24 protein-coding genes and 4 pseudogenes are annotated in these 21,795 nt (G+C 48.1%); 24 read left to right on the top strand and 4 right to left on the bottom strand.

The genetic code is table 11. The annotated features are described in order from the left end of the window. Positions 1-52: 52 nt before the first annotated feature. Complete coding sequence (locus PY311_RS04180; RefSeq protein ID WP_008978047.1) at positions 53-271, bottom strand: hypothetical protein; 219 nt, start codon at positions 269-271, stop codon at positions 53-55. 191 nt (positions 272-462) lie between these two features. Here PY311_RS04180 and PY311_RS04175 point away from each other — a divergent pair, with 191 nt between their 5' ends. The 10 genes and pseudogenes from PY311_RS04175 to bsh all read left to right on the top strand — a co-directional run bounded on the left by PY311_RS04175 (position 463) and on the right by bsh (position 8,789). Continuing rightward, on the top strand, positions 463-990 hold the full coding sequence (locus tag PY311_RS04175) for a TetR/AcrR family transcriptional regulator (RefSeq protein ID WP_071430984.1): 528 nt from the start codon (positions 463-465) through the stop codon (positions 988-990). A 19-nt stretch (positions 991-1,009) separates the two neighbouring features. After that, positions 1,010-2,527: a cardiolipin synthase gene (gene cls / locus PY311_RS04170; RefSeq protein WP_008978049.1), complete on the top strand. Its 1,518-nt coding sequence runs from the start codon at positions 1,010-1,012 to the stop codon at positions 2,525-2,527. Between the two features lie 7 nt (positions 2,528-2,534). Beyond that, on the top strand, positions 2,535-2,996 hold the full coding sequence (locus PY311_RS04165) for a glycosyl-4,4'-diaponeurosporenoate acyltransferase CrtO family protein (RefSeq protein ID WP_009295644.1): 462 nt from the start codon (positions 2,535-2,537) through the stop codon (positions 2,994-2,996). 9 nt (positions 2,997-3,005) lie between these two features. Beyond that, on the top strand, positions 3,006-4,124 hold the full coding sequence (locus tag PY311_RS04160) for an MGDG synthase family glycosyltransferase (RefSeq protein WP_008978051.1): 1,119 nt from the start codon (positions 3,006-3,008) through the stop codon (positions 4,122-4,124). Then, a complete protein-coding gene (locus PY311_RS04155) occupies positions 4,114-4,815 on the top strand; it encodes a phosphatase PAP2 family protein (RefSeq protein ID WP_286147409.1) in 702 nt (233 codons plus the stop codon). The genes PY311_RS04160 and PY311_RS04155 overlap by 11 nt, the downstream gene beginning before the upstream one ends. A 2-nt stretch (positions 4,816-4,817) precedes the next feature. After that, the gene (locus PY311_RS04150; RefSeq protein WP_071430986.1) at positions 4,818-5,972 is read left to right on the top strand and encodes an AI-2E family transporter; all 1,155 of its coding nucleotides are present in this window, start codon (positions 4,818-4,820) and stop codon (positions 5,970-5,972) included. 43 nt (positions 5,973-6,015) lie between these two features. Continuing rightward, positions 6,016-6,465, top strand: a pseudogene (locus tag PY311_RS04145) (sensor histidine kinase); the annotation flags it as partial. Positions 6,466-6,498: 33 nt separating this feature from the next. Further along, a complete protein-coding gene (locus PY311_RS04140) occupies positions 6,499-7,563 on the top strand; it encodes an FUSC family protein (protein ID WP_005946426.1) in 1,065 nt (354 codons plus the stop codon). After that, positions 7,553-7,677 (top strand): annotated as a pseudogene (locus PY311_RS04135) (CDP-alcohol phosphatidyltransferase family protein); the annotation flags it as partial. The gene PY311_RS04140 and the pseudogene PY311_RS04135, both read left to right, overlap by 11 nt. A 122-nt stretch (positions 7,678-7,799) precedes the next feature. Beyond that, positions 7,800-8,789, top strand: a complete 990-nt coding sequence (bsh, locus tag PY311_RS04130) for a choloylglycine hydrolase (protein ID WP_009295645.1) — start codon at positions 7,800-7,802, stop codon at positions 8,787-8,789. Positions 8,790-9,487: 698 nt separating this feature from the next. On the opposite strand, the gene PY311_RS04125 is transcribed toward bsh, so the two are convergent. Beyond that, entirely contained in the window at positions 9,488-9,688 is a 201-nt protein-coding gene (locus tag PY311_RS04125) for a helix-turn-helix domain-containing protein (RefSeq protein ID WP_252267274.1), read from the bottom strand. Between the two features lie 39 nt (positions 9,689-9,727). Then, positions 9,728-10,552 carry an XRE family transcriptional regulator gene (locus tag PY311_RS04120; protein WP_286147408.1) on the bottom strand — a complete coding sequence of 275 codons (825 nt, stop codon included), beginning with the start codon at positions 10,550-10,552 and terminating at the stop codon, positions 9,728-9,730. Positions 10,553-10,735: 183 nt separating this feature from the next. Between PY311_RS04120 and PY311_RS04115 the strand changes: the two genes are divergently transcribed. The 3 genes from PY311_RS04115 to PY311_RS04105 all read left to right on the top strand — a co-directional run bounded on the left by PY311_RS04115 (position 10,736) and on the right by PY311_RS04105 (position 12,471). After that, complete coding sequence (locus tag PY311_RS04115) at positions 10,736-11,458, top strand: ImmA/IrrE family metallo-endopeptidase (RefSeq protein WP_286147407.1); 723 nt, start codon at positions 10,736-10,738, stop codon at positions 11,456-11,458. 15 nt (positions 11,459-11,473) lie between these two features. Further along, positions 11,474-11,707, top strand: a complete 234-nt coding sequence (locus tag PY311_RS04110) for a hypothetical protein (protein WP_119310983.1) — start codon at positions 11,474-11,476, stop codon at positions 11,705-11,707. Positions 11,708-12,024: 317 nt separating this feature from the next. After that, entirely contained in the window at positions 12,025-12,471 is a 447-nt protein-coding gene (locus tag PY311_RS04105) for a sigma-70 family RNA polymerase sigma factor (RefSeq protein WP_286147406.1), read from the top strand. A 488-nt stretch (positions 12,472-12,959) separates the two neighbouring features. Here the strand turns inward: PY311_RS04105 and PY311_RS04100 are convergent, their stop codons facing one another. Continuing rightward, positions 12,960-13,220 (bottom strand): hypothetical protein, encoded by a 261-nt coding sequence (locus tag PY311_RS04100; protein WP_286147405.1) that lies wholly within the window; start codon positions 13,218-13,220, stop codon positions 12,960-12,962. 162 nt (positions 13,221-13,382) lie between these two features. On the opposite strand from PY311_RS04100, the gene PY311_RS04095 reads away from it, so the two are divergent. The 11 genes and pseudogenes from PY311_RS04095 to PY311_RS04055 all read left to right on the top strand — a co-directional run bounded on the left by PY311_RS04095 (position 13,383) and on the right by PY311_RS04055 (position 21,735). Further along, positions 13,383-14,897 (top strand): Y-family DNA polymerase, encoded by a 1,515-nt coding sequence (locus tag PY311_RS04095; protein ID WP_286147404.1) that lies wholly within the window; start codon positions 13,383-13,385, stop codon positions 14,895-14,897. After that, a complete protein-coding gene (locus tag PY311_RS04090; protein WP_286147403.1) occupies positions 14,894-15,301 on the top strand; it encodes a YolD-like family protein in 408 nt (135 codons plus the stop codon). The genes PY311_RS04095 and PY311_RS04090 overlap by 4 nt, the downstream gene beginning before the upstream one ends. Before the next feature lie 94 nt (positions 15,302-15,395). Beyond that, positions 15,396-15,539, top strand: coding sequence for a hypothetical protein (locus tag PY311_RS04085; protein ID WP_174232995.1), 144 nt, complete (start codon positions 15,396-15,398; stop codon positions 15,537-15,539). 75 nt (positions 15,540-15,614) lie between these two features. After that, the gene (locus PY311_RS04080; protein ID WP_286147402.1) at positions 15,615-17,207 is read left to right on the top strand and encodes a recombinase family protein; all 1,593 of its coding nucleotides are present in this window, start codon (positions 15,615-15,617) and stop codon (positions 17,205-17,207) included. After that, a complete protein-coding gene (locus tag PY311_RS04075; protein WP_286147401.1) occupies positions 17,207-17,956 on the top strand; it encodes a recombinase family protein in 750 nt (249 codons plus the stop codon). Before PY311_RS04080 ends, PY311_RS04075 begins: the two co-directional genes overlap by 1 nt. After that, positions 17,953-18,495, top strand: a pseudogene (locus PY311_RS12745) (recombinase family protein); the annotation flags it as partial. The gene PY311_RS04075 and the pseudogene PY311_RS12745, both read left to right, overlap by 4 nt. Beyond that, entirely contained in the window at positions 18,475-19,605 is a 1,131-nt protein-coding gene (locus PY311_RS04070; protein ID WP_434059928.1) for a recombinase family protein, read from the top strand. The pseudogene PY311_RS12745 and the gene PY311_RS04070, both read left to right, overlap by 21 nt. Beyond that, entirely contained in the window at positions 19,602-20,348 is a 747-nt protein-coding gene (locus PY311_RS04065) for a metallophosphoesterase family protein (protein ID WP_286147399.1), read from the top strand. Before PY311_RS04070 ends, PY311_RS04065 begins: the two co-directional genes overlap by 4 nt. A gap of 95 nt (positions 20,349-20,443) precedes the next feature. Next, positions 20,444-20,836 (top strand): annotated as a pseudogene (locus PY311_RS12615) (DUF1016 N-terminal domain-containing protein); the annotation flags it as partial. Positions 20,837-20,924: 88 nt separating this feature from the next. Further along, complete coding sequence (locus PY311_RS04060) at positions 20,925-21,395, top strand: low molecular weight protein-tyrosine-phosphatase (protein WP_286147428.1); 471 nt, start codon at positions 20,925-20,927, stop codon at positions 21,393-21,395. Between the two features lie 91 nt (positions 21,396-21,486). After that, positions 21,487-21,735 (top strand): virulence RhuM family protein, encoded by a 249-nt coding sequence (locus tag PY311_RS04055; RefSeq protein ID WP_286147398.1) that lies wholly within the window; start codon positions 21,487-21,489, stop codon positions 21,733-21,735. The last annotated feature ends 60 nt before the right edge of the window (positions 21,736-21,795 follow it).

Genomic DNA, 21,795 nt, shown 5'->3' with positions numbered 1-21,795 from the left:
CAAGGTTATTTTCTCCCGCTGAATACAAATGTCCAACTTTACTGTGAATAGCTCAGATATAATAAACACAGAGCCGCAGAATGGCCAGGGTTGCCATCACCGCCGCAATGATTAGGATGGTGTTTCGGTTTTCTCCGGCCACTCCGATGTCAATCATACTGGCCAGGGCAGTAGGCAGCAGCATGGCTGTCACAGCGGAGAGCAGCATCAGCGCCAAGAGGGCGGCCACATGCTTTCCGCTGAGTTTTACACGGGAAAAAATCGTACCCATAGTTTTCCTTTCTGCTCGTCGTACTCGCATTTTAGCTTGACAGGGCAAATAGCAAATGATAGTATAAATGAAACGATAGTATCATAGATGCTATGAATATCACAGAAGCAGGCGTTGTCAATAGTCCGAGCGAAAGTGGAACAAATGACAATCCTTGTTTCAATGATACGCAATTAAAGGAGACGTTTCTTATGCGAAGGACAACGGCTACAACAGACTATCTGAAAGAATGTATGGGTACAGCGTTGCTGGAACTAATGAAAGAAAAACCCATTGAAAAAATCAGTATTGAGGAGATGACTGCCAAGGCAGATGTAGGTCGCTCCACTTATTTCCGTTATTTCAAAAGTAAAGATGAAGTTCTGTCTTTCAAAATCACATGTCTGTGGAAGCGCTTTTCCGACGAACACGGTGCTACCAACTTCGCCACTGGTAGTTATGACGGCATCAGGCTGTTTTTTGAATTTTGCCTTTCCACTCGTCCTATTTGTGATCTGCTCTACTCAGCTGATCGCCAATATGTGATTCTAAACTTCTATTTACAAGAAGCGGCATCCATTGTCGCTAATGCCGATGCCAAAACGCACTACTTTATCCAATTTATTACATATGGATTGTTTGGGCTTATGAATGCGTGGGTATTACGAGGCTATAAAGAAACCCCACAGGAAATGGCACAAATAGTTTGCGATTGGGAAGCATCTTCGGAGGAGAAATAACATAGAGGGGGGTAAACATATGGGAAAAATCATTCGACGCATTCTAACAATTATTCCAGCGGTGGCTTTACAATCGCTCTGGCTTTTGCTGTTGATGAAATGGCTGACCCCTTACGCACCGATTATTGTGTCACTGCTTTCCGTTGCAGCGTTTTTCTTGGTGGTATTTATTATTATAAAGAGAGATGAAACCGCTTATAAATTGCTTTGGCTGCTGGTTATTCTGTCACTACCTTTGGTAGGAGCGTTACTATATCTGCTCTTTGGAAATAAACGGACGGCCCGCCCTCTAAAAAGGCGCTTGCAGCAAGTTCAAAAGAGTTGCAATCCGCAGCCTCTTCCAATAAAAGAAGCGCCCTTTGACGGCGAAAAACGCATGGGGCAAACAGTGCGGTGGCTGGAAGAAAAAACGCAATATCCGATGTGTGCAGTTGAGCAGGTTCGTTACTATCCGTTGGGCGATAATATGTTCCCTGATATGCTTGCCGATTTGAAAAATGCAAGAAACTCGATTTACGTAGAATACTTCATTATTGAGCCGGGGCATATGTGGGACGCAATCGTGAACGAACTGGAAGTAAAAATGGAGCAGGGCGTTGATGTACGTGTGATATACGATGATCTTGGCAGTATTTCTTCGTTCAATTTCAGTAATGTCCGTGAACTGAAAAAGAAAGGCATTCCATGTATTCCTTTTAATCCTTTCCTTGCCTTAAAAGGAACTGCAAACTATCGCGATCATCGCAAAATGCTGATTATTGACAACGAAGTTGCTTATAGCGGAGGTATCAACTTATCAGATCGGTATATCAATTTGGAACATCCCTATGGACACTGGAAGGACACAGGCTTTCGGATTACTGGTGAGCCAGTAAAAAATTTTACCCATATGTTCTTGACCTTTTGGAACGCATTTTCGCTGGAAAAAGAAGCAGGACAGCTTGCAATGCCCACATATCCCAAAAGGTATCCTGCGCCGCCGCACACATTTGATGGTTATGTGCTTAGTTACTACGATTCGCCCCTTAACCATGAAGCTACCAGTAATCAGCTCTTTATTGACTTGCTTTCTCAAAGCACGGATTACGCATGGTTTTTTACACCGTATCTTATGCTTGGCGATGACTTGATGGATGCAATGATTTCCGCTGCTCAACGTGGTGTAGACGTGCGGATCATTATGCCCGGCATCCCTGATAAGAAGCTGATTTTCCGTATGTCTCGGAGCTTTTATCAGGTGTTGCTGACTGGCGGCATCAAGATTTATGAGTATACTCCCGGCTTCGTTCATGCAAAGAGCTTTGTATCAGACGACAAAGTTGCGACGATAGGAACTGTCAATCTGGACTACCGCAGTCTCTTTCTCCACTTTGAAAACAATTCGTTCTTTTATCGTTCCAGTATTATTGCAGCAATAAAGGACGATTTCATCGCTACACAGGCAAAATGTAAAGAGGTAAAGCCATATGATATGAAACATTATTCGCGCCGCTGGGTCGTAGATGGTGTCCTTCGTATTTTCGCACCGCTATGTTGAGGTTTTTATGAAGCATTTTCTTATGTGTCTGCTATATATCGCGGCGTTAGGGGTTCTCTCCTTTGTAGTGGGGCGCTTGATCCCGAAGCATTGGTTTCACGCCGATCGTTTTCCTTGGGTCTGCCACCCGGCAGAGCAAAAACTATGGAAGCGGCTTCATGTTCGGAAATGGCAGGCAAAGATCCCCGATATGAGCCGCATATTCGTTAAAATCATGCCGGAAAAGAAACTGACAAAGGAAAACTATGAGAACTTGCCGCGCATGATAGAAGAAACTTGCGTGGCAGAGTGGACACATATTCTGTTGTCTATCGCCGGTCTTGGACTGCTGAAAATATGGTCCGGTGTTGGCGGGGTATGTATAACGATTATCTACATTGTGCTGGGTAATTTGCCGTTTATTGTTGTCCAGCGCTATAATCGCCCACGCCTGCAAAAGCTGTTTGCTATGCAGCAAAGGAAAAAATAGGAGATTCAAATGCAAACACTAATTCTAAGCTGCAACACTGGCGCAGGGCATAACTCCTGTGCGCAAGCAGTTCAGGAAGCCTACCACTCTCGCGGAGAAATCTGCAATATTACAGATTCTTTGCAGTTTATTTCAGAAAAAGCATCCACGTTTATTTCTAATTGGCATACCCGAATTTACCGCCATGCTCCAAGGCTTTTTGATGCTGGGTATCAGCGTGCGGAATCTCACGAAGATATTTTTTGTGAGGGAACGCCGATCTATAAGCTACTTTCCTCCGGCGCAGAGCGGATGTATCAATACATCCGCTCTGCAGGCTACGATAATATTATCTGTACTCATGTATTCCCAGCCTTGGCGTTGACAGAAATGCGCCGACAGCACCCATGCTTACAGCTTGTAACGAGCCACATTTCTACAGACTATACCTGCGCTCCCTGCACAGCGGATTCTGCGCTGGACTGGTATTTCATTCCGTCCACTTCGCTGTTAGGTGAGTTTGAACAATGTGGACTTCAACCTCAAAAGCTGATCGCCAGTGGAATCCCTGTGCGGCAGCAATTCTACCAGCGTGTGTCACAAGAAGCAGGAAAAGCCAACGCCGGAATCTCTCCTGCTCATCAGCATATTTTAATGATGTGCGGTAGCATGGGCTGCGGTCCAATGGAGGAGATTATATCGTATCTCTGCCCTTACCTCACAACAGAACAAGAACTTAGTGTTGTATGCGGCACAAATGATGATTTACGCAAAAAACTCCAAAAAAGAACAGAAAAGTATTCTCAAGTTCATGTTCTGGGAACCGTCAATAATGTGCCGCAGCTCATGCAAGCCTCAGACCTATTCCTGACAAAGCCCGGAGGTCTAAGTACATCTGAGGCAATGGCGGCAGAGTTACCAATGGTGCTTATCGATGCAGTGGCTGGCTGCGAGACACATAATCTGAATTTTTTTCTGCGTAATGGAATGGCCGTCACAGCCAATACGCCAAAAGCAATCGCAGACACCACAATAAAAACGCTAAATGCCCCAGTGCTTCTTTCTAAAATGCGCGCGGCAATGCGGTCGCAGACGGAATGTACGGCAGCCGATAAAATCTATGAATGGATATACAGTCATGCAAAGTAATCATATAAAGCCGGAAGTTAATTACCGTGAGTTCCGCATCCATAAACTTAATACACCTGAATTTTCTCACGTCAGGCTATTGCTTTACTGGCCAATTTTCGGCTTGCTGTTTTTGTTTCTTGAGCGGTTGCAACCGCAACGAAATTACTATCCCGTCTATTGTGGACTCGATGATATAATACCATTTTGTGAATGGGCGTTGATTCCGTATCTATTTTGGTTTGTCTTTCTAATCGGTACGTTGGTTTATACTTTTTTCGTCGATGTACCTGCATTTCGGCGTATGATGTATTTTGTGATAGTCACCTATACGATCACGGTTTTGATTTACCTGTTCTTTCCAACCTGCCAAAATTTGCGGCCAGAAGCATTTGTACGCAATAATCTACTTACACGCTTTATTGAATTATTCTATAGTTTCGATACCAATACAAATGTTTGCCCCTCACTTCATGTAATAGGCTCTGTTGCCGCGATGTTTGGGTTATGGGATTGCAAGGCGCTCCAAAGCGTCGGATGGAAAATCGCTGCTACATCAATCGCCGTGTGTATCAGTCTCTCCACCGTTTTTATGAAACAGCATTCTATCATGGATGTTCTCGCTGCATTGCCAGTCTGTTTCTTTGGTTGGTGGATTGCCTATAAGATACTCCCCAATAATAAAACAAACCGATTTCTTGCGAGGATGTAATCATGGATAAATCCTACAAAAAGCCGCTTCTACTAATCACGTTTGGGGTGATCTTATTTGCGGCATTCAACAATCTAAACTATGTTGCCAACTTTCTAAAATCGTGTATTGGCTTGCTCGCTCCGATTTTATCAGGCCTTTTGCTGGCCTTTGTTCTGAGTGTACCCGTGCGCGGACTGGCAAAGAGGCTTCGACGAAAGCTGACTAAAGCTACAGATCGGCAAATAGACATGATAAGCCTGTTACTGACGCTGATATGTGTTATTGCGATTATTGCTCTTCTGTGTGTAATTGCGATTCCACAGCTCACTGCATCTGTAAAAAGCATTGCTGCTCTTGTTCAAGAAAAATGGCCTGACTGGGTCGGCTTATTGCAAAGATACGGCATTGACACAGAGAAACTGTCGGCACATTTTGCTGCGCTCGATTGGAAATCTATTCTGCAAAGCATTTCGAGCGAAATGAACACAGTGATTTCCTCAGTTGCCAATGTTGCTGGCTCTACGGTATCTGCGATTGCTGATGTTGCAATTTCACTTGTGATCACATTCTATGTGCTAATTGGATGGCGTGAATTGAGCAGTCAAAGCAAACGGGCACTGTATGCCTACTGTAAGGAATCCGTTGCAGATAGAATTTGCCATATTTCGAAACTTGCACATGACACCTATGCGAAGTTTCTTTCTGGTCAGTGTGTCGAGGTTATGATTCTTGGAACATTGATCTTTCTTTCGTTTTCTGTTGCAGGGATTCCATATGCGGGGCTAACAGCCGTTTTAACTGCCGCCTTTGCATTCGTTCCTTATATTGGAGGATTTCTCTCCTGCGCTTTCGGCATTTTATTTACTTTATTGGCGGCTCCGAACAAGGCGCTCCTATGCTTGATCGTCTATCAGGCAACTCAGTTTGTTGAAAATCAGTTCATCTATCCGCACGTCGTGGGAAACAGTGTAGGGCTATCCCCGTTCTGGACGTTGTTGGCGGTTTTGCTGGGCGGTAAACTGTTCGGTGTCCTTGGCATGATCTTCTTTATTCCGTTAATGGCTCTTGTATCTCAGCTTCTACACGAATCAATCGAACGGCGGCTGCATACCCGCAAACCGGAGCTGTCCAATGTACAAAGCAACTCAGACGAGAATACAGACATATCTCAATGATGTAGCAGGCGTTCGAATAGTTTGTGCGTTTATTGACGATAATCGTCTGGATGAACAGATCCGCCAGGCAGTTCTTTCATTGGAAACAAAATGGACAGAAAAAGAAATTGGTTTTCAGGTAGAATTGGAGGAAGTTAAATATACTGCGAATGAAGGACTTTTTATGCATATCTGGATAAATCTTTTAGATAATGCGATTAAGTTCAGCCCTTCAAAGGGGACAATTGCGATGTTTCTGAAACAAGAACAGGATTCTGTTAAGTTCATTCTGGAAGATGAAGGACCAGGAATAGAGGATGATGTAAAATCCAGAATATTTGACAAGTTCTATCAGGTAGATGGATCTCATAAAGCAGAAGGAAATGGCCTAGGTCTTGCACTTGTAAAACGGATTGTAGATAGTGCCGGAGGAACAATCAAAGCAGAAAACCGTGAATATGGTGGATGCAGATTTGTTATAGAGCTGCCAAAGCAGAAAGATGAGATTATCTAGTTTTAAGATAAATTAGAAGATGGGAGTATTTATATGACATTTTATCAGGAGTTGCAGTTAAATCAGGCAGGTTCTAAAAACCTGTTGAAAAAGAGTGAAACACTAAAAGAAAAACTATATCATATGTGGGTATATCTGGTGAAGATAGCTGCTACAATGGCATTTTGTTTTTTCTTTGTTAGTATTTTCAGCATCCTATTTGGAAATGAGAACAGCATTGTAGGTGTAGTAGTCTTATTATGTCTCATGGTGTTTAGGAATGCGGATCTGGGGATCCACACCGGACAATCTACGATGCTTTTGGCTTTGTTCTTTGTAATTATGACTGTATGTCCGCATTTAGCAAATCAGTTTTCACCGGTATTGGGAATGCTGTTAAATATTGCGGCACTGGCTGTGTTGATTCTGTTCGGATGCCATAATCCATCCATGTTTAATCAATCTACATTGGTTCTTGGGTATCTGCTGCTATATGGTTATGATGTTACGGGAAAAAGCTATCAGATGCGATTAGTCGGAATGGCTTTAGGTGCAGCACTTACCTGCTTCGTATTTTATCGAAATCATAAAAACAGAACTTATAAAAGAAATCTGAAAGATCTGATACAAGAATTTGATATCACTTCTTCCAGAACAAAATGGCAGATATGTCAGATTTTATGCGTACCGATTGTCCTTTGCATTGCAGAACTTTGTAATATGCCACGTGCAATGTGGGCTGGTATTGCGGCCATGTCCGTGATTTTGCCGTCTATGGAAGATATGCACTACAGAGTCCGTAAAAGGATTGTCGGAAATATTGCAGGTGTTATATGTTTTACAGTATTATATTTTCTGCTTCCTTCGTCAATCTATGCATATATAGGAATTCTTGGTGGAATCGGTGTAGGATTTTCAGCACAATATGGCTGGCAGGCAGTATTTAACACATTTGGTGCTTTAGCCATTGCTGCAGAGACATATGGACTACAAGGAGCGGTTAGTCTTAGAGTGAGTCAAAATGTTTTTGGTGTTGTGTTTGCTTTAGCATTTTGTGTTATATTTTATTGGTTTATGCCTAAAAAAAAGGAAAGTGAGGTGACCGTACATGCAGAGTGAAGTGAATCAGAAAGAAAATTTGAATAGAATTATTACGGTTCCTAATCTTCTTTCTTTTTTCGGCTTTGTCTGATTCCGGTAATTATATGGAGTTATTGTGTAAAGAAAAATCCTCGAATGAATGCAGGGAAGTGACCGAAAAGTACCGCACAGGACGGAGTGCATATTTATGGCTCGGACAGTTGTTTATGAGATTGTTTGCAGGACTATTATAGCAGAAAGAAGAGGTGTTCGATATGTGTACAGCAGCAACTTACAAAACAAAAGATTTTTATATGGGCAGAACGCTTGATTATGAATTTTCCTATGGGGAACAGATCACGATAACGCCAAGAAATTACGAATTTGATTTCCGGTTTGCCGGGAAGATAAAAAGCCATTATGCTTTGATCGGAATGGCATTTGTTGCAGGAGGTTATCCGCTTTATTATGATGCTGTTAATGAAAAAGGCCTTGGAATGGCAGGTCTTAATTTTGTCGGCAATGCGGCATATGAAGAAGCTTTGCCGGAAGATGAAACAGAAGTCAGCCAGGTGGCACAGTTCGAGTTCATCCCATGGATCCTTACACAGTGTGCTACTGTAGCAGAGGCGAGAGAGAAGCTGGCAGCAATGAGACTGACAGGCACAGCATTCAGTGAACAGCTGCCGACAGCACAGCTTCACTGGATCATTGCAGACAAAGACTCCTGTATCGTTGTTGAGTCTATGAAAGATGGGCTGCATGTATATGATAATCCGGTAGGAGTGCTTACCAATAATCCACCATTCCCGAGTCAGATGTTTGCACTGAATAATTATGCCGGAGTATCCAGAAAACAGCCGGAGAGTACTTTTGCAGGAGTATTACAGCTTGATGCATATAGCAGAGGAATGGGTGGAATGGGAATACCTGGAGATCTTTCCAGCCAGTCAAGATTTGTGAAAGTTGCCTTTACAAAATTAAATTCGATCTCCGGTGAAGAAGAGGATGAGAGTGTAAGCCAGTTCTTCCATATCTTAGGATCCGTAGATCAGCAGCGTGGATGCTGTGAGGTGACAGAAGGCAAATATGAGATCACGATATACACGTCCTGTTGTAATACAGCAAAAGGTATTTATTATTATACGACTTATGATAATCATCAGATCACAGCGGTTGACATGCATGCGGAAAATCTGGATTCAGATCAACTGATCTGTTATCCGCTTCTGTCCAAGGGCGAAGTCAGATGGCAGAATAAATAATACGAAAATGCACGGAGAAAGCATAACGCAGAACAACAGGAGGACAATATCGAGATTGTATGGAATGCAGATGTTAGGTTGATAATTGTGCAAGCACCGCCTGCACAATTTGTGCAACAAAAAAGAGGAGCCAGTCCAGACTCCTCAAAGGTACGTTATTTCAAAAAGTTGCTCTTGTGTTCCAGCGCGTACAGATTATGATAGTCCTCATAAATAAGTCAATTTTGCAGATAAAATTAGCAACTCAGGAAAAAATGATTTGCTTGGAGAAATCGAAACGATAAGCTGAGATAATGGTTTCTCTTCTTTAGTGAGCCTATGAAATTTTTTCTGTAAAATAACCTAAGTAAGGTCCTTCTATGATACAATAAATATCATTAGGAGGGCCTTTTACTATGGCAAAACAAAAGAAACCTGTTCACAGAGTTGAAATGACTGAAGGAAAAAGGAACATCATCCGCCAGCTTCTCGAAGAATACGATATTCATTCAAAATGGAAATCTTAAATCCGAACTTCAGTATCTCATGGATCAGACGGAACAGGCAAAAGAAACCCATAGGATGGAAATTGTAAATGACATCTACAAAAAGCTACATGATCTGGATTATTTTTTGCTGCGATATGGTCCTAAAGATGTCGCTAAGTATGTCGAAGATGATTCTACGGTATCTAAATACTACGGCACCCTTCCTTTCTATTAACCTTTCCTCGCAAAGAACTCCGACATGGTAATGCCCAACCCATCGCAGATCCGCTCTATCGTGTCGACAGATAATTGTCCGCCGCGGCGTTCGCTGTTTTTCAGGGTCGAATGAGATACATCGCATATCTGAGACAGCTTAAAAAACGTAAGACTCCGCTCATCTGCCAACTCTCTCACTATTGCAATCGTGTTCATCAAATCCCCGCCTTTCAGCATTTTAATTTTCAAAGCTTCTTACAGCACACGCCCAATGACTCGAAATCCTCGTTCCGGGCTGATGATCCTATCAGAATAGTCTTTGTTATACGAAATCAGAACCGGCTGCATGTGGAGCCTTCCGTAGCTGTCCGTAAATGCGTCACGGTCGCTCTCGTCAGGCTCCCGCTCCCCATAGGATTTTAAATAGCCTTCACCGTCATAGACGAACACACCGACCTGGCCTATCGAGAGTGTCTCGCACCGCTCTACCCAGACGATCTGCCCGTCATGGTAGACCGGCTCCATGCTGTTGCCGGATACTCTAACGCCAAAATCCGCTTCCGCCGGGACCGCGTTTTCCGGAAAGCTGACCATCTCAAAGTTGTCCTCATCCAAGAAACTGCCTGTACCGGCTGAGACTCTGAGATTGCTGACGGGCTTATCGATATAGCGGATCGTATTCGTGGGCGTTGGCACGGGATTGTATTTACCGGTAGCAATCAGGTCCTCTCGGTAAGCACGAACCTTTTCCGCACCCACTTCGTTGAGCAGAGGCGTGTGTTCTCCGGTAAAGGCAACAAGGCCATCCTCAAGATCCAGCGCATAGCAGATCGCCAGCAGTTGGTATGCATTGGGAACAGTCAGGCCATTCGTCCACTTCCCCAGCGCGGATTGGCTTACATCTACACCAAAGTCCTTCAATGTTGTGCAGAATTCTTTTTTACTCAGCTTTCGGTTTTTGAGTTCTTCCGAAAGCCTTGTACCAATTACATTGTTCCGCTTCTCAGTCTCAGCACTGTATCTCACACCGTTCTTTGAAGGAGCCGGAAACGGGATAACCGTTGTTTTATGACTGTTCATAAAGAAACCCTCCGTCTTAGGATGATCCCATTATACACGGGAATAGCTATTCTTGTCAATCGCAAATAGCTTGTTGCGCTACAAATGCGACATTGACATAGCTTTATAAGATTGTTATGATGGAGCCATAGCCAAGGGAACACCTTCCCTTCCATGACAGCTAAGATGTGAGGAGGAACGCGGATGCCGATTTTATCTCGGAAAGATCTTGAACGGATATCCCGCAGAGTGCTGTTCCGCTATCTGACGCTGTCAGACCGCAAAATGGATCGCATCGACCCGGTCGACTTTGCGGAAAAGATCTGCGGACTTCATTTCGCGTTTGCGGATATGAGCATAACGGGCTCGATCCTTGGACTAACCTCCTATAGTGACGTCGATCTCACCATATCCGTTCCCCGTGGAAACGGGTCAGTCCAGGAATTTCACTTGAACGGCAATATCGCCTATGTGGATCAAAACCTCGCAAATGCGGGATCGGTGGGGCGGTTGAATTTCACTCTGGTACATGAAGCCGCGCATCAGATCCTCGGTATGCTTTACCCGGAGGAATATAATCCAAGCGCGCAGCCGTTCATCTGCCGCCTTGCGGATGAACGCTGCACATACCCCATCACCGATTGGGTAGAATGGCAAACGAATGTGCTGACGGCGTATCTCCTACTCCCCCGTGAGCTGATCGACCGCTACATGGATGAGCTTGGCCTTGGCCGGCAGATCAAACTCCTGAACAAAGTGTTTGCCACCAAGGAATATGCTCTGTTTTCTGAAATGGCAAAGCGTTTAGGCGTCTCGAAAACAGCATTATCCATTCGTCTGGACAATCTTGGCATGATCGGCCGAAATGATTTTAGTAATCCGTATGCGCCCATCCATATTTATGCGGATGACTTTGACACAGCATAGGAGGTAGTTGTTATTATGGCAAAAATCAATTCCAAAGCGCTTGACCCGCAGCGGTATGCCTGCATCCAAGCCGAGCAGCGGGAGCTTGAGCAGCAGTACTCCACCCATATCACCATGGCACGGCTTTGCCCGTATTGTAAGCTGCGGCTTGAAACGCTCTGCAAAGGGGCCCACGGCGCGACATACCTGAAGTGCCCGCAATGCGGAGAGGCGGTTTTCTTCCCGCCTGTTGTATTCCGCATCGCATAACCGCAAATAATCGATCTGTCCCCAACAATTAAATACCAAGTATGAGCCTCGGAGCCGCTTGATGCGTGACCATCCCATGTGCCGCTTGATTTGTAACTATCGTTCCTTTTAGGAACATAGTTCTGTCAACGCGGCCAATGGTCAGACAAATCAAGCGGCTCTTTTTTTGCGCATGCAGCTCCGGAAAAGGAGTTTGCAATGCGCTTTTTTCATATCCTCCCCCTTTCAGCATGGGAGCCGTATATCGCTGAATACCCCTGATCTCCCGATTTTTTGAACCTCACCAAATTCAGAAAATCACAAAGGAGATCAGGAGTATGACTGAAAAGAATTATTTTCTCAACATTTACAACACCATGACCGGCGAATTTGAGCTCGTCCAGGTCACAAAAGAAGTCTTCCAGACCTACAGGCGGACGAAATGGCACATTGAAGACAGCACGGAACGCTTTTACAAGCACGAAACGCAGATGAGTTCTCTGATCGGCGGTGAAAATGACGGATACGAGCGGTTCCATGAATTTATTGATTATGACAACACCCCTGAAAATCAGGCAATTGAGGAGATGGTGCGCCAGTCCCTGCGTAATATTCTGGATCTGCTCCCGCCGAAGGATTATGAGCTGATCTACGAGCTTTACTTCAAAAACCGCTCCGAAAAGGAATACGCACAGATGCTTGGGGTCTCTCAGCAGGCCATTCATGTGCGGAAAAAGCGCATCCTGAAAAAAATTAAAAATAATTTGGATGAGCAGGGTTGTTAAGATGCCAGTTTTTTCCCGTATACATACGAGAAGAAAAGAATCTTCTTGTGAACATTGAAAACTGAATATCCGGTGACGAATAACGTCAGTTGACGGTCCCCCGGCGAGGGGGAACAGCGATGCGGCGAATGCGCGAAGACCACCTGCATCGGAATTACTCCGATGTCAATGAACGGCCAATAAGGTGCAGAGCGAAACTCATTCAGCCAAAAGCGGGCATGGCAGCCCGTCTCGCAATGATCCCGTCAGCCTATAATGGTACATTCTGTCCAGCCACAGCCGCAAGCAATGGGGGCAGCTCGGAGAGATCCTCTGAGGGGTTAGATTCCCGATGGGCGCTGCCAGGCGCCGGTTCGTTCAACCGCCCGACAGTCCGGGAAGTAGTGTCGAATAGGACTGAGCAAAAGAACTAAAAAAATATAATGAGGGCCGCTCCATATCCGGGTATAGCAATATGCTTCCAACCAAGACAGGAGTGGCCCTCTGTTTTATTTCTGAGCTAAAAGGTGTGTTTTCAAAAGCACATTCTCTAAGGCTCTATGATCTTCATGTAACTGCCACCAACAGGGCTTCAGAAAGCAGAGAACATTCTCCGCCCATCGGTAGTCCTCTGGCTGCAGCGTTTCCGTTGCAGCGCCAAGCTGGAATGCCGCGTTGCGTCTCCGCACAGAGACATCAACGCTGGCCCGATCCAGATATAAGTTCAGAAAGCCGCAGACGATGGCGGCTTCTTCCGTTGTATAGAACATGTTTTCCCTCCCATTCCGCAAACAGGCATCATTGTAACACGGCGCCCTTGTTTTGAAAATGGGCTGTTTCCACAAGTTTCCTCTCAAAAGTTTGTCACAAACACTTGTTCGATTTACGGTGGCATGATATACTGATAGACACTAAGGACGAGGAGGCGCGCTATGCAGCAGAGCGGACGGACATATATCGCCATTGACCTGAAAGCTTTCTACGCCTCCGTAGAATGCATGGAGCGTGGGCTCGACCCTCTGACCACCAATCTGGTGGTGGCTGACGCCAGCCGGACAGAGAAAACCATCTGCCTTGCCGTGACTCCCTCCCTGAAGGCATACGGCATCTCCGGCAGAGCGAGGCTTTTTGAAGTGGTGGAGCGTGTCAAGCAAGTCAACGCGGAACGGCGGCGCAAAGCTGGCTGCCTTTCCGAAAAGAGCTTCAACGCCAATGAACTGGCGGCTGACCCATCCAGAGAGGTAGATTATCTCATTGCCCCTCCTCGGATGGCAAAATACATCCAGGTCAGCACTCAGGTCTACAACGTATACCTGAAATACATCGCCCCGGAGGACATCCATGTCTATTCCATCGACGAGGTGATGATGGATGTGACGAACTATCTGCAAACTTACCACATGACCGCCCGTGAGTTGGCAAAGGTTATGATCTCGGACGTCCTGCACACCACAGGCATCACGGCCACGGCGGGCATCGGCAGCAACCTCTATCTCTGCAAGGTCGCTATGGACATTATGGCGAAGCACGTCCAGCCAGACAAAGATGGCGTCCGCATTGCGGAGCTTGACGAAATGAGCTACCGTGAGCAGCTTTGGGCGCACCGCCCGCTGACAGATTTCTGGCGCGTTGGGCGCGGTTATGCAAAGAAGTTGGAAGCCATCGGCATCTACACCATGGGCGATGTTGCAAGATGCTCCATCGGCAAGCCGAACGAATACTACAATGAAGAACTGCTCTATCGGATGTTCGGCATCAACGCTGAGCTCCTCATCGACCACGCATGGGGCTGGGAGCCGTGCCGGATGCAGGATATCAAGGCATACCGGCCGGAAACGAACAGCATCTGCTCCGGGCAGGTTTTGCAGTGCCCCTATTCCTTTGAGAAAGCACGGTTGGTTGTACGTGAGATGGCGGAAGCCGTCGCGCTGGATCTGTTGGAAAAGAAACTGGTAACGGATCAGTTGACTCTGACGGTGGGGTATGACATTGAAAACACAGCAGGCGGCAGTTACCACGGCGAGATCGTGACAGACCGCTATGGCAGAAAGATCCCCAAGCACACCCACGGAACAGCAAACCTGCCGAGAAAGACATCTTCGGCCCGGAGCATCACGGACGCCGTTCTTGGCGTTTATGACGCAAAGGTCAATTCGAAGCTGTCTATTCGGAGACTTACCATCACCGCCAATCGGTTGGTGGGCGAAGATACGGCACAGCAGGAGCCGGAAGCCCCGGTGCAGTTCAATCTGTTTGACAACGTTGAAGTGCAGGAGCAGCGGCTGCAGGAGGAAGAAGCTAAACTGAAACGGGAGCGCAAAATTCAGGAAGCCATGCTCGACATTAAAAAGAAGTTCGGCAAAAACGCCATTTTGAATGGCGGAAGCTATCTGGAAGGCGCTACCGCCAAGGAGCGGAATAAGCAGATCGGAGGGCATAAGGCTTGAGCGGACAATACGATGACATCATTCGTCTGCCCCATCCGGATTCGCCAAAACATCCGCGAATGTCCCTCTATGACCGTGCGGCGCAGTTTTCACCCTTTGCCGCCCTGACCGGCCACAGCGCAGCCATTGCGGAAACCGGGCGGCTGACGGACCAGCGCATGGAACTGGACGAATACGAAATGACACGGGTTGACGCGGAATTGCAGCACCTACAGGAGCTGCTCCCAGGCAGGCCCACGGCGTCCATCACCTACTTTGTGCCGGATGAACGGAAGAACGGCGGCAGCTATCAAACTGTCACCGGAGAGGTCAAACGGATCGACGCGGTCAACGGCGTGATCCAGATGACGGACCGGCAGTGTATTCCCATCGCGGATGTTTTTAGCATCGAAATCATCCCATAAAGACACCATAACGAAAACTCCCAAACCCATTTGTGAAAGTGGGCTTGGGAGTTTTCATTATCATTCAAATTAAATCAAAAAAGGAGGAATCCGAATGAATCCAAACGCAGATTATCTCGGCATCGTCACCATGCTTCGCAGCCTGAGGGAGCAGGGTCTCGTCAGCGGCAGCGAAGCCAAAAAAATCGCCGCGCGGCTGAGGGTACAGCTTGGCGCGGACATCATTATTTCTCTTTGATTTTTTCGCTTTTAGGATAGCTATTGCGGATGTTATATGGTATTGTGTGTTGCTGACGAAGGAGGTGGCAGAGGAATGAGTGATAAGGAGAAAACCAACGGTTCTCTGGCGATGGCTCCGCGGGTCATTACGATCCCGGCAGCAAATCAGGAAACCGCACGAAAACTCCGCGTGGCAGCGTATACCCGTGTCAGTTCCAACTCCAAGGATCAAGAACACTCCTTTGCCGCGCAGAATGCCTACTTCTCCAAACTCATCACAGACAACCCTGATTGGGAGTTGGCAGACATATATGCCGACCAGGGCATCACCGGCACGTCCATAGACAAGCGGGATGACTTCCTACGGATGATGGAGGACTGCCGAAAAGGGCGCATCGACCGCATCCTTGTGAAATCTTCCTCCCGCTTCGCCCGGAATACCAAGGAAAGTCTGGCGGCTGTACGGGAACTGAAGTCTCTCAACATCAGCGTCTACTTTGAGGAGCAAAACATTGACACCGCGCAGGTGTCCGGCGAAGTTCTTATTGCCATGTTCGCGGCACTGGCCCAGCGGGAGAGCGAGGCTATCTCCGAACGGGTGCGGTGGAGCTACAGAGTCCGAATGAGCAAAGGGAGATTTTCCACCTGCAAAGCGCCCTATGGCTATCGGCTCGTTAAAGATCATTTGGAGATTCAAGAGGATGAAGCGTCAATCATCCGACATATCTTCGACCGTTACCTTGCAGGTGTCAGTATGGAGAATATTGCAAAGGAAATCACGGCGCTGGGCTGTCCAACGCGGGACGGCACTCAATATTGGCAGTTGACCTCCATCCAGTACATACTGCAAAACGAAAAATACGCCGGAGATTCTCTGTCTCAAAAGAAATATACCACCCGCAGCTTTCCTCGGCAGCAAAAAATCAACCACGGCGAACGAAAACAGTATCTTGTGATAGATTCTCATCCCGCAATCATCAGTAGAGAGATTTTTCAAAAGGTGCAGGAACTTCTGACACAGAGAAGTGCCGCGATTCATCCACGGTCAGATGTCCCCCACGCTTTCGCGCGTAAAGTCGTGTGCGGTCATTGCGGCACACTCTGCAAAAGGAAAAATTGTGGTGGCTCTGTAAATTGGGCGTGTCGCAGACACGACAAGTCTATCACCGCCTGCCCCAATACGCAGGTTCCAGAGGAACAGATGAAAAACGCATTCCTCCATGTATATTACAATCTTAAACATTATGGAACGAACATTCTCACCCAACTCATCTCTGACCTCTACGCCGCCAGAACCGGCAGTCTCCTCTGGAGCGAAAACATCGTGGAGATCAACAAACAAATATCGGATATCGCCAGTCAGGAACGACTTCTGGCCCAGCTCAAGCAGCAGGGAGTGGTCGATCCTGACATTTTTATATCCCGCAGCAATCAGCTTGCGGAACGCCGCCGGGAACTGAAACTCCAAAAGGAGCGCATCCTGCGGTCTGAGGAGGATCACACCATCCAGCAAACACAGGATCTGCTGGATCTCCTCGAAAGCGGACCGGACTGGCTGGATGACTTCGATGAGCAGCTATTCAGCGATATGGTCGAGAAAATCGTGGTCGTGGACAATGAAACACTGCGCTTCCGCCTTCTCAATGGACTGGAGGTCACAGAAAAAATAGAAAGGACACGGAGATAATGGGAAAACGAAAGCAGCCCTTCGGCTATAAAGTGAAGCTCGGCGAGATCGTGCCGCAGCCGCAGGAGGCGGAAACGGTGCGGAGCATCTACCTGCAATACCTTGCTGGTGCCTCCTTCAAGCAGCTTGCCGAACAGCTTCAGACAGAGGATGTTCCCTACGATGAGGACAAGTCCTGGAACAAAAATATGGTGGCGCGAATTCTGGAGGATGACCGGTATATCGGTGAGAAAGAATTCCCGGCGCTCATCCCAACGAAGCAATTCCACGCCGCCCAGGAACGCAGGAAAGAGATGCGCCCCGAGTATAAGCAGACACCTGCGCAAAAGGAGTTACGCAAGCTGTGCGGCGGCACCGTACCCGACAGCGTTGCACGAAAAGTCCTCAAGATACTGAATCAGATGGTCGACGATCCGCAGATCATCAAGATAGAAACATCCGGTGTTCCCACCACAGAAGATATCCGGCGGCTCCAGCAGAAACTTGACACGCTGCTACAGACACCACCTGTAGATGCGGACACCGCGCGGCAAATAGCCTTGGAGGTCGCGTCTCTAAAGCTGGCGAGTGTCAAAACGGAGGAATATGAATCACACCGGCTCCGCCGCATCTTTGGTTCGCAGGCAAAGCTGTGGGAGCTGGACGCAAACCTCCTGCGGCAGAGCATCCGAAAAATCACCTATGACAGTAAGACAGTCAAAGTCCTGCTGAAAAACAATCAAGTCTTAGAGGAGTGTGATGATACATGACGCAGTCCCGCCCTGAACCGAAGGTCATCGTGATTCCCGCAAAGGAGGAATCGCCGCAGGATCAGGAAAAGAAGAAAAATCTCCGGGTAGCCGCATACTGCCGCGTGTCCACGAAAAAGGACGAGCAGCTCAACAGCTACGAAAACCAGAAAGCATACTACACGGAAAAAATCATGGCAAACTCCGACTGGACGATGGCGGATATTTTTGCGGATGAAGGCATCACAGGCACTTCCGCCTGCAAGCGCAAGGATTTTCTTCGCATGATCCGCCAGTGCAGGCAGGGCAAAATCGACATGATCCTTGCCAAATCCGTCTCCCGCTTCGCCCGTAATACCGTGGACACGCTGAACTATACCCGCGAACTGCGCGGCATGGGCATCCCGGTCATCTTTGAGGAGCAGAATATCAACTCCATCTACCCAGAAAGCGAGTTCCTGATCACTATCCACGGTGCCTTCGCACAGTCCGAAAGTGAGGGCATCTCCTCCCGTGTTAAGTGGGGCAAGCATCAGGCGATGCGGACGGGAAAGGCGAATATCCAGTATAAGACCCTGCTGGGCTATGAAAAGAACCCTGACGGTGAGATGGTGGTGAATGCGGAGCAGGCGGAAACGGTCCGAAGAATTTATGAGATGTACTTATCCGGCCAGACGCTGCGCAGCATCAAGGAAGCCTTGGAATCCGGCGGCTTCAAGAATTCGGCAGGAACAATGGAATGGACAACTTCTAATCTGCGGACGATCCTCTCTGACGAAAAATACTGCGGTGACGTCCTGCTCCAGAAAACATTCATTCAGGATTGTATCAGTAAAAAGGTTATCAAAAATACCGGACAGCTTCCCATGTATCTGATTCAGAACCACCATGAAGCCATTATCCCACGGGACCGATTCGATGCCGTGCAGGTGGAATTGGCACGACGTAAAACATTGACAAGCAGCACGAAAAAGAGCGCTCCGACCGGCATGAGCCGTTACAGCGGCAAATACGCACTCAGCGGTCTGCTGTTCTGCGGCGAGTGCGGTACGGCGTACCGCAGAGTGGTGTGGACACAGCACGGTGAGAAACGAGCCGTGTGGCGCTGCAGCAGCCGCTTGGACTATGGAAAGAAATACTGCAAAGAATCTCCGACGCTGGACGAATCGCCGCTTCAGCAGGCGGTGCTGGCAGCCATCAATGCATCCATGTCAGGGTGCAAGGTTCTGGCAGATCAGCTTGTAGATGCGATGGAGCAGGAATTGGCGCCGATTCCCGGTGAGAGCATGAGCCTTGGAGATATCGACCGAGCGGTCACAGAGTTGGGCAAACAATTCGATACGCTTCTGGCAGAAGCGGCAAATGGTGACGCGGACGAATACGCCGAGCGCTTTCGTACCATCTCCACCACGATGGAGGAACTGAAGCGCCGCAAGGCGGCAATCCTCAGTATCCGGCAGGAACAGGAGCAGATCGGCCGCCGTATCCATGCGGCAGCCTCGGCAATGACCGCGGTGACCATGGGAATTACAGAGTGGGACGATGGCGTAGTCTATCAGATACTGGAAAAGGTCACCGTTCTGGCAGGCAACCGCATCAAGGTCACTTTCCGCAACGGCGTAGAAATCGAACAGACCGTAGACCAACCTAAGAGGAGGAAATTCATATGATTTATGTGACCGGCGATTGCCACGGAAATTTTGCAAGGTTTGAGCAAAAACACTTCCCGGAACAAGCGAACATGACGAAGGATGACACGGTCATCATCACCGGAGACTGCGGCGGCGTGTGGTTTGGTGACAGCCGCGACGATGAAACGCTGGACTGGCTGGAACGCCTGCCCTTCACGCTTGCCTTCGTCTGCGGCAACCATGAAAACTATGACGCGCTGGAACGATACCCTGTGGCGGAGTGGCACGGCGGCAAGGTACACCGTATTCGTCCCCATGTTCTGCACCTGATGCGCGGCCAGATCTTCGAGCTGGAGGGCTTCCGCTTCTTCACCATGGGCGGTGCCAAAAGCCATGACATCGAGGATGGAATTTTGGAGCCGGATACCCCGGATTTTGAGCGAAGGCTCATGACGCTCCAGCGCAAGCCCAGAGCGAGATACCGCATCAACCATATCTCGTGGTGGGCGCAGGAACTGCCCTCAGATGAGGAATATGATGAAGCGCGGCAAAGCCTTGACGCGGTCGGCTGGCAGGTGGACTACATCATCACCCACTGCGCTCCCACCAGCATCGCCCTCATGGGAAGCCGCCACAACGAGGCGGACCGGCTCACGGACTTCCTGCAAGAGGTACGGGAAAGAGCAAGATACCACTACTGGCTGTTCGGCCACTACCATGACAACAAAGCCATTGATGAAAAGCACATCCTGCTCTGGGAACAGATCGTGCGGATCATCTGAAGCAGGTCAAAGCAGAGGAAAACACGGTGACACCGCCGTGCTTTTCTCTGCTTTGAGCGTTAATCAGGCGCACCGCGCCGGAAAGGAGAAAGCCCATGAACATTCGCAAACCCACAGATTACGTCACCATGTTCACCACACTGGACACGCTTATGGCGGCGCAGCTCCCGCAGATGGAATTGTACTGCGAGATTGGCCGAGTGGTCAGCGGCAGAGCAGAGAAAGGAGCGGCTGTCGCGGCGTCGGAATACCTGCAAGCGGCCTATCCCGCGGCCGAGGGCTTCTCTCCCCGCAATCTGCGCCGTATGCGGGCGTTTTACGCAGCCTACGAGAAAACTCCTGAAATCATGCGGCTGGCGATACACCTCGGCTGGACGCGGAATGTGGCGATTTTAGAGGGATGTGGCAGCAGCGAGGAACGGGCGTGGTACATCCGAGCCGCTCTGCGTTTTGGATGGAAAAAAACGAAATTATTGGAATCGATCAAAACGCAGGCGTGGCTGTATTCTTCTCTCGACGAACAGGCGGTTTCCTGCTATACTGGTGAAAATGAAGTAACGCAGGAGTGCGAGAGCGATAAAGAAGATACTCTTTGTGTGTCATGGAAATATCTGCCGCAGCCCCATGGCCGAGTTCGTGATGAAGGACTTGGTGAAGAAAGCGGGGCTGGTGTCAGAGTTCCATATCGAATCGGCGGCCACCAGCCGGGAGGAGATCGGCAACCCGGTCTATCCCCCGGTGCGGCGCAAGCTGGCGGAGCATGGAATCTCCTGCGACGGCCATGCGGCGCGGCAGCTCACCAATGCCGACTACGAAAAATACGATCTCCTAATCGGCATGGACAGCGCAAACCTGCGGAATATGCACTGCATCTGCGGCGGCGATTTTGCCGGAAAACTGCACCTCCTGATGGACTATACCGACCATCCCTGCGATGTAGCCGACCCGTGGTACACCGGCGATTTCGAGGCGACGTGGCAGGATGTGCTGGCGGGATGTCAGGGGTTGCTGCGTGAAATAACCGGCCATCATCATACGAGGGAATGAACACGAAAAAAACAGAAAAGCCATTCGTAACAGTACAGTCGATTTCCTCGTTTTCACTAAGGATGCCGGTGACGACAGTATTGAAGTCCGTGTGCAGGATGGCGAGGTCTGGCTGACTCAGGATGGGATCGCACAGCTTTTTGATGTAGACCGAAGCGTAGTGACCAAGCACCTCAAGAACATCTTTCAGGATGGGGAGCTGGCAGAAAAAGAAACTCGTGCAAAATTTACACAAGTTGCTGACAACGGAAAACCTATCAATATCATTCAGGACAAAAATTATCAGAGTGACTTCGACCGATTGATGGCGGAAACGGCTGAAACAAAATATCCGAATTGAAGCCACTTGCCAGTGAAAGTGCTTTATTTGTTCTCAAATAAAGCACTTTCACTTTTTTGC

The organism is Neopoerus faecalis (genome assembly GCF_029218125.1).
Classification (GTDB): Bacteria; Bacillota; Clostridia; order Oscillospirales; family Oscillospiraceae; genus Oscillibacter; species Oscillibacter faecalis_A.
Note: the sequence above shows the minus strand (reverse complement) of the source record. Positions and strands in the feature narration are given on the sequence as shown.